General features: G+C 51.5%; 11 protein-coding genes. 7 read left to right on the top strand and 4 right to left on the bottom strand.

Annotated features, from left to right (window positions below; all coding sequences use genetic code 11):
* Window positions 1-148 precede the first annotated feature (148 nt).
* The 4 genes from EFB08_RS18290 to EFB08_RS18275 all read right to left on the bottom strand — a co-directional run bounded on the left by EFB08_RS18290 (window position 149) and on the right by EFB08_RS18275 (window position 5,655).
* On the bottom strand, window positions 149-1,531 hold the full coding sequence (locus tag EFB08_RS18290) for a LutB/LldF family L-lactate oxidation iron-sulfur protein (RefSeq protein WP_227006403.1): 1,383 nt from the start codon (window positions 1,529-1,531) through the stop codon (window positions 149-151).
* A 295-nt stretch (window positions 1,532-1,826) separates the two neighbouring features.
* Window positions 1,827-3,482, bottom strand: coding sequence for a M28 family peptidase (locus EFB08_RS18285; RefSeq protein ID WP_123128407.1), 1,656 nt, complete (start codon window positions 3,480-3,482; stop codon window positions 1,827-1,829).
* A gap of 131 nt (window positions 3,483-3,613) precedes the next feature.
* Window positions 3,614-4,096 (bottom strand): 2-C-methyl-D-erythritol 2,4-cyclodiphosphate synthase, encoded by a 483-nt coding sequence (gene ispF, locus EFB08_RS18280; protein ID WP_123128406.1) that lies wholly within the window; start codon window positions 4,094-4,096, stop codon window positions 3,614-3,616.
* A 275-nt stretch (window positions 4,097-4,371) separates the two neighbouring features.
* Window positions 4,372-5,655 (bottom strand): M16 family metallopeptidase, encoded by a 1,284-nt coding sequence (locus tag EFB08_RS18275; protein WP_123128405.1) that lies wholly within the window; start codon window positions 5,653-5,655, stop codon window positions 4,372-4,374.
* A 246-nt stretch (window positions 5,656-5,901) separates the two neighbouring features.
* On the opposite strand from EFB08_RS18275, the gene EFB08_RS18270 reads away from it, so the two are divergent.
* The 7 genes from EFB08_RS18270 to lipA all read left to right on the top strand — a co-directional run bounded on the left by EFB08_RS18270 (window position 5,902) and on the right by lipA (window position 11,957).
* Window positions 5,902-6,366: a nuclear transport factor 2 family protein gene (locus EFB08_RS18270; protein WP_123128404.1), complete on the top strand. Its 465-nt coding sequence runs from the start codon at window positions 5,902-5,904 to the stop codon at window positions 6,364-6,366.
* Window positions 6,367-6,760: 394 nt separating this feature from the next.
* A complete protein-coding gene (locus EFB08_RS18265; RefSeq protein ID WP_123128403.1) occupies window positions 6,761-8,740 on the top strand; it encodes an alpha-ketoacid dehydrogenase subunit alpha/beta in 1,980 nt (659 codons plus the stop codon).
* A 100-nt stretch (window positions 8,741-8,840) separates the two neighbouring features.
* A complete protein-coding gene (locus EFB08_RS18260; RefSeq protein ID WP_125077796.1) occupies window positions 8,841-9,125 on the top strand; it encodes a hypothetical protein in 285 nt (94 codons plus the stop codon).
* Window positions 9,122-9,457, top strand: coding sequence for a hypothetical protein (locus EFB08_RS18255; protein WP_123128401.1), 336 nt, complete (start codon window positions 9,122-9,124; stop codon window positions 9,455-9,457). The genes EFB08_RS18260 and EFB08_RS18255 overlap by 4 nt, the downstream gene beginning before the upstream one ends.
* A gap of 36 nt (window positions 9,458-9,493) precedes the next feature.
* On the top strand, window positions 9,494-9,832 hold the full coding sequence (ytxJ, locus tag EFB08_RS18250) for a bacillithiol system redox-active protein YtxJ (protein WP_123128400.1): 339 nt from the start codon (window positions 9,494-9,496) through the stop codon (window positions 9,830-9,832).
* A gap of 397 nt (window positions 9,833-10,229) precedes the next feature.
* The gene (locus EFB08_RS18245) at window positions 10,230-11,003 is read left to right on the top strand and encodes a hypothetical protein (RefSeq protein WP_227006402.1); all 774 of its coding nucleotides are present in this window, start codon (window positions 10,230-10,232) and stop codon (window positions 11,001-11,003) included.
* A gap of 69 nt (window positions 11,004-11,072) precedes the next feature.
* Window positions 11,073-11,957, top strand: coding sequence for a lipoyl synthase (gene lipA / locus EFB08_RS18240; RefSeq protein ID WP_123128654.1), 885 nt, complete (start codon window positions 11,073-11,075; stop codon window positions 11,955-11,957).
* Window positions 11,958-12,051: the final 94 nt, after the last annotated feature.

The raw sequence follows: 12,051 nt of genomic DNA, 5'->3' as shown, positions 1-12,051 counted from the left end.
CGCCGGGAACCGCAAGAAGAAATCTTTCTTCCAGCAAATTGCCTCCCGCTAGTAGCAGGGCGTTTTCTTTATACTTCAGGAGAACAGGCAACCTCCTGGTTTTCCTAGAAACACAAAAGCCTTCTGTTTTCAGAAGGCTTTTGTGTTTCTAGGAGTTCTTGCGCTGCTTTCGCCACATCTCATTAAAAGACAAGGGAGCAGCCACCAACGGTTCACGGCGTTTACTCCAGGTCTCTTTCTGTACGTGCCCCAAAACAAAGTTCTTCACCGATGCCGGGGCCAGATTCAGCAGCCGTCGGTTCTGCATGCCCTTCGCCCAGAATCTAAAGGCTAGCTTCTCGTTTTTGTCCACCAAGCCTTCGTCCACGCTTTGCTTGCGGTTAAGCAAAAGAAGGTTGTGCAGGTTGATCTTAACCGGACACACGCTGGTGCAGGCCCCGCACAAAGAACTGGCGTAACTCAGGTGCTTGTGTTCTTCCATGCCCGCCAAGTGCGGCGTAATCACTGACCCAATAGGGCCACTGTATGTTGTCTCATAAGTATGGCCCCCAATGTTCTTATACACGGGGCACACGTTGAGGCAGGCCCCGCAACGGATGCAGTTCAGGGCCTCACGTTGGTCTGGCTGGGCCAATAAGTTAGTGCGGCCATTGTCTAGCAGTACCACATACATTTCCTCGGGGCCATCTTTCTCAGTGGGCTGGCGCGGGCCGGTCAAGATGGTATTGTATATGGTGATGTTCTGCCCGGTACCGCTGGTGCTGAGCAAAGGCCAGAACAAATCCAGATCCAGCATGGACGGGATCAACTTCTCAATGCCCACAATTGCGATGTGCGTCTTCGGGAAGGTGGTGGATAAACGGGCATTACCCTCGTTCTCGGTTACGGCAATTCCGCCTATATCCGCGATCAAAAAGTTAGCGCCGCTAATGCCCACTTCGGCCTGTGTGTATTTCTCGCGAAGCAGCTTGCGGGCGGTGAGCACCAGTTGTTGCGCGTCATCGGTGGGCGGAATGCCCAGTTTTTTAGAAAACAGCTCCGAAATGTCTTTCTTGGACATGTGCATGGCGGGCGTCACAATGTGGTACGGGCGCTGCCCAGCCAACTGTACAATGTATTCGCCCAGGTCGGTCTCCACAGTCTCCACGCCGTTCTTCTCCAAGAAATCGTTCAGGTGGATCTCCTCGGTGCTCATGGACTTGGACTTCACCACCGATTTAGCGCGTTTGCGCTTCATGATGGTGCCAATCTCGCGCAGGGCTTCCTCGGCGTTCTGCGCCCAAATGACTTTTCCGCCCCGTTTGGTGAAATTGTTCTCAAACTCCACCAGGTACTTGTCCAGGTTGTTGATGGTCTGGGTTTTGAGGAAGGATGCCCGTTCCCGCGCCAGTTCATGGTGCTCGTAGGCCATCATGCCATTCTGCACGGCGGCGTTGTATTTGCCTATGTTGAAGCGGATTTTCTGCCGATGCTCCAGGTCAAACGCCTTGTTCTCTGAGTCCTGCAGAAACTGCTTTAATTTTATGCTCAAGTTATTTTTCCGGTTAGTCTTTCTGCCCCAGCCCATGCCAAGGCCATGATTCATGTTCATCTCTCCGCTTTAAGGCTTGTTTCCAGAAAAAAGGCCCAAAGCAAGTTGTCCATTTCTGCAACGCCCTGTAGAAGAAGCGGTCAAGCTACAAAAATAACGGGGAACAGGCCAATAAAATATATTTAAACAGAAAAAGGAGAGGCATTAGCCTCTCCTTTTTCTGTTTAAATATGAGTCCTAAGTCTTGAGTTCTTTCAACTCAAGACTTAGGACTCAGGACTGAAATAAGCTCCGCTTATTTTTTGTTACTGTCTACCTTGATGCGCTCCGTGCGGTTGGCTAAATCCCAGGCGGTGTAGAACACCAGGCGGGCTACTTTCTCGGCAGATTGGAAGTTGATCTTTTCCACATCATCGGTTGGTTGGTGGTAGTCTTCGTGCACGCCGTTGAAGTAGAAGGCAATCGGAATGTTGTGCTTCGCGAAGTTGTAGTGGTCTGAACGGTAGTAGAACCGGTTGGGGTCGTTGGGGTCGTTGAAGGTGTAATCCAGGTCGATGTTGGTGTACGTTTTGTTTGCGTTTTCTGAAATCGCGTGCAATTCTGACGAAAGTTTATCAGACCCGATTACGTAGATGTACTCTCCTTTGCCTTCGTGCTCTTTGTCGGTACGGCCAATCATGTCGATGTTCAGATCGGCTACGGTGTTCTCCAGCGGGAAAACGGGATGATCGGTGTAGTACTCAGAACCCAGCAGGCCTTTTTCCTCGGCAGTAACCGCCAGGAACAAAATGCTGCGGCGCGGGCCGTGGCCGTTTTTCTTCGCCTCTGAGAAAGCCTGAGCCAATTCCATCACCGCCATAGTTCCGGAACCGTCGTCGTTGGCGCCGTTATACACCACACCGTTCTTGATGCCTTCGTGGTCATAGTGCGAGCTGATCACGATCAGTTGGTCTTTCAAATCAGATCCCTCAATATACCCCAACACGTTCTCGGTGGGCAACGGCTGCTTGTTACGGGCGGTTTTGATTTTTACGTTGGTAGCGGCTTTGAAAGGCGAAGCCACGGTTTTGCCGGCTTTGGCTACAGATGCGCCGTAAGAAGCAAGTTGGGTAGTTTTAGTGTTCAGCAACGCAGCAGCCATGGAAGGCGACACGTAGATGTTAGCGGCGCGGGGCGCTGCGGTTGAGGTCCCGAACCCAATAGACGGACGAGTCAACATACCGGCATAGCGGGCGGTCAACTGCTGGAACTCGGCATCAGTAGTGCCCATCACCACGAATACGCTTTTGGCGCCTTTCTTGGTGGCAGCGGCGGCTTTGGTACGGGCATCCTGAGACCAGGTACTCATTTTATCGGTACCGCTGAGGAGGTAAGTGCCATCGGCTTTCTTCGGCTCGCCGGCTAATACTACTACCGCTTTACCGGTTACGTCCAGGTTGCTATAGTCTGAGTAAGCCGGTTCATCAATGCCGTAGCCGGCAAACACCACCTGCGCGGTTTCCTCGTTCTGGTACGGCGAGGCGCCCAGCACGAAGAAATCTTTGCCCATGGTGAATTTCTTGGCGCCTACGGTCACGTAGCCCTCGCCCCAGCTGCTTTTCTCCAGGTCAAAGGTTTGGTAATACGGGTTGGAACCCGTTTTCACCGGGCCAGTGACGCCGTTCGCTTTGAAGTGATTGGCAATGTACTCAGCAGCCATTTTCTGCCCACGCTCGCCGGTTTCACGGCCTTCCAGGGAGTCGGAGGCCAAAACACGCAGGTATTTCTCCATGTCTGCGGCGGTAATGGTGTTGGCGTACTGCGTAGGGTTGGCGGCAATGGCCCCCGATGCAGCCGCGGCACTGCTACCAGCGGTAGCACCCCCGGTGGTAGACGCCGAAGGAGTTTGGGACGAAGAACAAGCCGACAGGAACGCGGCGGCCATGCCCAACGTGTACAAATGCTTTTTCATTGAGATTGTTTGTTGTTCTGGTATAATGACCTTAATGCTACTGAATTTTCGGGTAACGAACAAACGATAGCTGTTTTAGGCCGGTTTTTAGGAAATCAGGGCAAAAATGATGCCTTACCTGTAAGTAGGTTCTATTTATGTATCAACACGGTGGCATACGCAGCCACTCCTTCCTTCTTGCCCACAAACCCCAGCTGCTCGGTTGTAGTGGCTTTGATGGAAACATCGTCTTCCGGAATGCCCATGACCTCGGCCAGGCAGGTTTTCATGGCCGGGATGTGCGGGTTCACCTTCGGTTCCTGCAGGCAAATAGTAGAATCAATGTTGCCCACCTCATAGCCTTTTTCCCGAATCAGTTTCATAACCTCGCGCAGCAGAATCTTGCTGTCGATGCCTTTGTACTGCGGGTCTTTGTCTGAGAAATGGAACCCGATGTCGCGCAGGTTGGCGGCGCCCAGCAGGGCATCACAGATCACGTGGATGAGGACATCGGCGTCTGAGTGGCCCAAGGCGCCGTGGGTATGCGGAATTTTGATGCCGCCCAGCCAGAAATCCAATCCTTCCTGCAGCTGGTGCACGTCATAGCCGAAGCCGGTTCTAATGTTAAAGCTCATGTATGAGGTATTGATTACTCGTTTTTAGTATTGGGTTTTCGGAGAAGTAAAGCCATGTCCTCAGGCCCTTGTTGGTGTTATCGCCAGCAAGCAGTTAAACGGTAGCCTTACCAATAGCTGCCCCTGAGGTTTGTTGGCGATAACACCAACAAAGGCGAAAAAGACGTTGCATTTGCGCTACTACCGCTCTCCCGCAAGATCCCTGCAGGATGACAAAAGAAGCAAAACCCTGAGGTGTTTCGGGGCTGATTTCCGGAAATCAGCCCCGAAACACCTTATTCCTCTTCCAGAACTTCCTCCAGTTCTTCCTGGGTTTCGCTGCCGGAGGCGGCTTTGTAGAGCAGGGTGGAGCAGTTCTCGGGGCGCAGAATTTCCTGGGCTTGTTGGTAGATGGCTTCTGAGGTGACGGCCTGCACCAGGTAGCCTTCTTCGTTGATGTGGTTAGGGTTGCCCATCAGTTTGCCCACGGCCAGGTTCAACGCGCGATTCAGGAGTTCAATCTCAGAGAAGACAATGGAGGTCTCGGCCTTGTTTTTCACCTTCTGTAGTTCTTCCTCGCTCACGTGCTCAGCCCTGATCTTGGCCACAATGGCTTCTACCGCGGCATTGGCGACCTGCGGGTCTACGCCCACGTTCAGTTTGCCCTGGATAACCAACAGGCCTGAGTCCAAAGAACCGGTGGCGAAAGAAGAGATGGAGTTGAACAACTTCTGCTCTTTCACCAACTCATTATATAAGCGGGATGAATCCCCGTGGCCCAAAACATCGCTCAGTAAATCGGCGGCGTAGTAGTCTGGACTGGTGCGGGAAGGCATGTGGTAGGCTTTGTAGAGCGCGGTCAAGGGCACATCGGCCTCTACTTCCAGGTAGCGGGCTTCGGTTTGGCGGGGCTCCTGGGGCAGGTTGCGCTCGTACTTCACGCCGCCGGGAATCGGGCCGAACCATTTCTCGGTAAGTTCCTTGGCGCGCTCAAAGGTGATGTTGCCGGCCAGTACCAGAATGGCATTAGCGGGCGAGTAGTGTTTCTTGAAAAAAGCCCGGACATCGTCCATGACGGCGTTCTCAATGTGGCTTACTTCCTTTCCGATGGTCGCCCATTTGTACGGATGGTGCTGATAGGCCAAGGGCCGAAGCTTCAGCCAGACGTCGCCATAGGGCTGGTTCAGGTAATTCTGCTTGAATTCTTCTACCACTACTTTGCGCTGCACTTCCAGGCCGTTCTCGCTGAAGGCCAGGTCCAGCATGCGGTCAGATTCCAGCCAGAAACCGGTTTCAATGTTCTGGGCAGGCACGGTGAGGTAGTAATTGGTGATATCCGGCGAGGTGAAGGCGTTGTTCTCTCCGCCGGCCTGCTGCAAGGGCTCGTCGTAGTTGGGCACGTTCACAGATCCGCTGAACATGAGGTGCTCAAACAGGTGGGCGAACCCGGTGTGGGTTTCCTCTTCGTCGCGGGAGCCCACGTTGTACAACACGTTCAGGACCGCTAGTGGCGTGGTGAAGTCTTCGTGCACAATGCAGTGAAGGCCATTATCTAAGGTGAATTCTTTATACTGAATCATAATCAAAGGTGTCCTCTCTTGATGATAGGGGGAGACAATGTACGAAAGTACGTAAACCCAGTCTGAAAATTAAAGTTGCCTCTAAGAAAGAGGGTAGTTAACGGTAGTAGAGGTAAAACACACGGAAAGAGCTCCGTGTTTTAAGAGTAGATTGTCAAAAACTGGTTTAGAACATATTCATTGTTTTACATAATTTAATAAGGTTATATTTAATAGATCTATATCTAAAATCTATAACTGCATTTTATGGAAAACATCTCATCAACAACAGACCAGAAACCCCGGTTTGACCTTACTGCCTCCCAAACCAATGTCTCTGAAGTAATGGACAGATTCCATTCTTCACTGGCAAATAAGAAGGTCACGGAAATGGTTGGTCTTCTTGCGGAGGACGGACACTTCAGTGCTACAGACCCAACAGAGTTATTTGACAAGGAGCAATTTTCAGATTACATGACGCAGGTGCTTGGGGATTCTACGTTGAACTTCGCTAACCATAAGGTAGACGTCAGGGAAATAAAGATGGACGAGAGCGCCACCTCTGCCACGGTAATTGAGCAGTTTAAGATGGATGTATTTACGCCCAACATTCCTTGGCGCTTGGTAAGCCATTTGACCAAAGACGGGGACTCCTGGAAAATCAATGTCCTCAGCTTTAACTTGACACCCACGAATGCTCAGTTAGAAGCTATTGTAAATGCCGTGAATTAAGGGTGTCAGGCCTTAAGTAAGTTATTTACCCTCGCAGCCTTTCATTTGAGAGGTGCGAGGTTTTTTTATGTTGCCTGGGTTTGTTTGTGAAGTAGTTATCGCAAGGATAAGGCTTTGCGAATGTTTATTTGCTCGTCTTCTGGTTAACTTCCTTCCTGCTCCCTTCCAATCGCGCTAGTATTAGCTGTTAATAGGATGGATAGCTTTTCGTGCTCATTCCGCTAAATAAATCAGGCGTCTGGTTTCATGGCGCAGACCAAACCCTGATTGAAGGTCGTTTTTAGCATAATTTCCTCAAACTAGCCCAAATACGATAAGTAAAAATAACTGGGGCAATTGTTTCCAGGCACGGGCTATTGCACTAAATTTACGCCTCGCAGATAACGCGAAAACCATGAAATTCAACAGAAAAGACTATACAGACGACGAGTTGCTGCATTTGTACCGCGGCATTCTCAAGCCTCGCATGATAGAGGAGAAAATGCTGATTCTGCTGCGTCAGGGCAAAGTAAGCAAGTGGTTCTCGGGCATCGGGCAGGAAGCTATTTCCGTGGGTTCAACCCTGGCTTTAGAGCCAGACGAATATATTTTACCGCTTCACCGCAACCTGGGCGTGTTCACCTGCCGCGACATTCCGTTGGACCGACTGTTCGCCCAATTCCAGGGCAAGAGAACCGGTTTTACCAAAGGCCGCGACCGTTCCTTCCACTTCGGAACGAACGAGCACCACATTGTGGGCATGATCTCGCACCTGGGCCCGCAACTGGCGGTAGCTGATGGTATTGCCTTAGCCGAGATGCTGGACAAACGCGAGAAAGTGACCTTGGTGTACAGCGGAGACGGAGGCGCGAGCGAAGGCGATTTCCACGAGGCGCTCAATGTGGCTGCCGTGTGGGGGCTGCCCGTAATCTTCATGATTGAGAACAACGGTTACGGCTTGTCCACGCCAAGTAACGAGCAGTTCAAATGCCAGTACTTTATTGACAAAGGCCCTGCTTACGGCATAGATGCGCTGCAGATAGACGGCAACAACGTGTTGGAAGTGTATGACACCGTGCGCCAAGCCGCCTACAGCATTAGAAAGAACCCGCGCCCCATGTTAATTGAGGCGATGACGTTCAGGATGCGCGGGCACGAAGAGGCTTCGGGAACCAAGTACGTACCGCAGGAACTGTTTGAGCGCTGGAGCAAGAAAGATCCGGTAGAGAACTTTGAGAAGTACCTGCTGGACGAGAAAGTGCTGACGCCGAAAACCCTGGCGGCCATCCGGGAGGAGTTCCGCGAGGAGATTGAGCGCGGACTGGAAGTGGCGCACAACACGCCCATGCCAACGCCCGATGTGAAGGAAGAGATTGCGGATATGTATCAACCGTTCATTCAGAACGTGATTGCACCAAGAGACAGCGCCCGCTCTGAGCGCCGCTTCGTGGACGCTATCTCTGATTCCCTTCGCCAAAGCTTGGAACGGTATCCAGAGTTGGTGATCATGGGCCAGGACATCGCGGAGTACGGCGGCGTCTTCAAAGTGACCGAGGGCTTTGTGGATAAGTTCGGGAAAGAGCGCATCCGCAACACGCCGCTGTGCGAATCGGCTATTCTGGGAATTGGGTTAGGAATGTCTATCCGGAAGAAAAAGTCGGTGGTAGAGATGCAGTTCGCTGATTTTGTGAGCGCTGGTTTCAGCCAGATTGTGAATAACCTGGCCAAAAGCCACTACCGCTGGGGCCAGAACGCCGATGTGGTAGTGCGCATGCCCACAGGGGCGGGCGCGGCGGCCGGTCCGTTCCACTCACAGAGCAACGAAGCCTGGTTTTTCCACACGCCGGGTCTCAAGATTGTATACCCGTCCACGCCATACGATGCCAAAGGCCTGCTGAACGCCGCCATTGAAGATCCTAACCCGGTCATGTTCTTTGAGCACAAATTGCTGTACCGTGCCCTGTCAGAAAACATTCCGGATGATTATTACACCGTGGAAATTGGGCGGGCCCGGTTGGCGCAGGAAGGAACCGATTTTTCCATCATCACCTACGGCATGGGCGTGCACTGGGCCAAGCAGCTCCTGAACACCATGCCAGACGTATCGGCTGATATCCTTGATCTGCGCTCGCTGTTGCCCTGGGACAAAGAAGCAGTTAAGCAAACCGTGGCAAAAACCGGCCGTGTGATTGTGTTGCACGAAGACACCCTCACTGGCGGCATAGGCGCCGAGATTGCCGCCTGGATCTCTGAAAACTGCTTCACTCAGTTAGATGGTCCGGTCGTGCGGGTAGGTGGTTTGGATACTGCTATTCCGTTTGCCCCGCCGCTGGAGCAGGAGTTCCTGCCTGTGAAACGATTGAGGGAGAGAGTGGAGGCGCTGCTCAGTTTCTAAAAACAGCTAGTCTGTTTCGGGGCAGTTTTCTGGAAAACTGCCCCGAAACAGACATAGCCACCATCGCTTAGTACACGTATACCATAAGTTGAATATAGGTATGAGAAAGATTCGCTTGACAGTAGGTCTGGTGGCAGTGGCCATGGGCCTGGGTTTGGGGGCTTGTAACTCCAATAAAATCGCTTGCCCAGATGTCTCCGGGAAAAAGAAGTTCTCCTTCTTCAAGAAGAAAGAGATCACCCAGGAAGACCAGGCCAACGAAGGCAGGGACCTTGGGGGCCGGAACATGGAGTACGATAAGCAGGGGTTGCTGAAGAAAAAGAAAACCAAAATCCCCACCCCTAAGCGGAAACAGAGTTTAATGGAAAAAGTAGGACTAGGATGAAACAACCGTTACTCATTATTTTCTTAGGAGTTTTAGGGGTGTTGGTCTTCGGGCTGGCCCAACCGGCAACGGCGCAGACTTCGTTTACCACCCAAAGCCAACAGAAACGGGAGGTGCGCAACAGCCTCAAAGAAGCCAAGAAAGTGGAATCGGCGTACAGTGAATCACATCTTGATGTGAGTGCGTACAACTTCCGGAAAGGGGAGAGCGGCCGAAAGCTGAAGAAGAAAAAGAAGCGGGACCAGATGCCGATCAGCGAAGACGGATCTGCGGTCATCAAACCTAAAGTGTTTTCCAAAAAGAACGCCCTGGCCAGGGTAAAGAAAAGCTAAGGCGTTTGGTTTAAGAATTTTTTACGGATCAGAATTATGCAGTGGAATCAGATAAACAGTATTGATCAGATAGAGCAGATCAAAGAAGAGTCAAAAGAGCAACCTGTGGTCATTTTCAAACACAGCACCACCTGCTCCATCAGTGCCACCGCCAAAAGCCGGCTGGAGCGCCAGTGGGCCGATGCAGGCCTGGGAAATGTAAAGCCTTATTATCTTGATTTGCTGAACTACCGGCCGGTTTCTGCCGAAATTGCCCAATCTTTTGCCGTGAAGCATGAGTCTCCGCAGTTGCTGTTCATCAAAGACGGACAATGCAAGTACCATGGCTCCCATCTTGGAATCAGCTTGCAGGAGGTTAAAAAGCTGGCCTCCTAAGGGAAATGAAGCCTGCGGAAAGCTACCTTTTTCAAATACCTCCCGCAGGCTTCATTTTATACCAAAAACGTAAGATAATTCGTTCTATTTCAGCGTAAAACATACTGGAAGCAAACACATTGCGTACGATCTTGTTCTAAAGATTAGAACATCCAGCCAGGAGAAGGCCGCCGTCTTAGGCAAAGCTTCTTCCTGCGCAAAACCTGTTAGGCAGTGACTTCTTATTCTGACTAGTTTTAAAAGGATCTGTCAGGAGTGCTGCCCAAGAGAAGGTGAGGACATCGGTACGGAGTTGACCAGGGAATGGAAGCGTTTTTGAACCCTTTGTCTTACTATTTAAGATTTGCAGGTGCCTGTAAAGTTATTTACATTTAATCAAAACTTAGCCTTTTGCTCTGTGCGCAGATTTCTACTCGTGCTTGTGATCACATGCTTTCTTCCGGCTGGTTGGGCAATGGCCCAGACCGTAGAAGAAGAGGAAGGCTATTCCAGGGAGTTCACCTACGGACTCAATTTTAACTCTAACGGTGGGCTCCTGGGCGGAGCCATGATCAAGCAGGTGTACCATCTGGGCGATAAATGGTATCATTTCTGGGCTCTGGAAGGAGTAGAAGTAAAGCACCCCAAGGAAGTGCGCCTACAAAACCTGCAGAACGGAGCTTCTTTTGTGAAAGGCAAAAGCAATTACCTGTTCGTGCTTAGGCCGCAATACGGGCGGGAGTACACCTTCTTCCGGAAAGCCGCTGAGTCAGGCGTGCAGGTGAACGGGGTTGTGGCTGCTGGTCCGTCGTTGGGCATCATGGCACCTTACTTTATTGAGTATGACCGCAGCAATTACGTGTTAGATCCCAGATCCCAGACTTATATCTTGGTTGGGCCAGTTATCATCAATACCGAGCAGTATGACCCTAATATCCATACCAACGAAGGTCTGATTGTTGGAGCCCCCGGCGTGTTCAAAGGCTTGAGCGAGCCTAGTTTCAGGGTGGGGGCCAACGCCAAAGCGGGTGTGTCCTTTGAATACGGTCGCTATATGGAGAGCGTAACAGGTATTGAAGTGGGTATGTTGTTGGAGGCTTTCGCCGGAGACATGACCATGATCCCGGATGCGCCCAGCCGCAATGTCTTCATGTCTGTTTACCTCACGTTATATTACGGGCGTCGCCGTTGAACGATCCTTTCCCTTTGGCTGTTTTTTGCCTATCCGCTCCTCACTTAGTACCTTTGCCACATGGATCAATTGATTGCGTTGCCGGTTATCCAACCAGCAGAAGCTCAAACTAAACCCCGTAAGCCAGACTGGCTGCGCGTGAAGCTGCCCGTGGGCAAGGAATACGCTAAAGTCAGACAACTGGTAGATACCTATAAACTACATACCATCTGCGAAAGCGGGAACTGCCCGAACATGGGTGAGTGCTGGGGAGCCGGCACTGCCACCTTCATGATCCTGGGCAACGTATGTACCCGCTCCTGTTCTTTCTGCGCCGTGGCCACTGGCCGACCAAACGAGTATGACCTGGATGAGCCTCGCCGCGTAGCGGAAGCCATTCAACTCATGGGCGTGAAGCATGCCGTGATCACCTCGGTGAACCGCGACGAACTGAAAGACCGTGGCGCCAGTGTATGGCACGAAACCGTTGTGCAGATCAAGAACCTCTCGCCAGAAACCACCATAGAAACACTCATCCCAGACGTGAAAGCCAACTGGGAAGCGCTGGAAGTGATGATCTCCGCCGGACAGGAAGTAGTTTCCCACAACATGGAAACCGTTAGAAACTTGTACCGCCAGGTTCGTCCTCAGGCCAAATATGATCGCAGCCTGGAGCAGATCAAGCGTACCAAGGCTTACGGCAAGCGCACCAAGAGCGGCATCATGCTGGGCCTGGGCGAAACCAAAGACCAGGTGTACGAAGCCATGGATGATCTGGCCGCCAATGGTCTGGATATCCTTACCTTAGGGCAGTACCTGCAACCTACCAAGATGCACATTGAAGTAGCCGAGTTCATTCACCCGGACCTGTTTGCGCACTACCGCGAGGAAGGTTTGAACCGTGGCTTGAAGTATGTTGAGTCTGGCCCATTGGTAAGATCCTCTTACCATGCAGAACGCCACGTCAACGTTTAGTTTTAAGCGCGTTTTTAAAGAATAGTCCACAAAAAAGGCCTCGCTAATCAGCGAGGCCTTTTTTGTGGACTATTTGTGGTGGCTTGTCTCTATT

Source organism: Rufibacter latericius, from assembly GCF_003721515.1.
Lineage (GTDB): Bacteria > Bacteroidota > Bacteroidia > Cytophagales > Hymenobacteraceae > Nibribacter > Nibribacter latericius.
The sequence above is the reverse complement of the archived record's forward strand: the minus strand, read 5'-3'. Positions and strand labels throughout refer to the sequence as shown.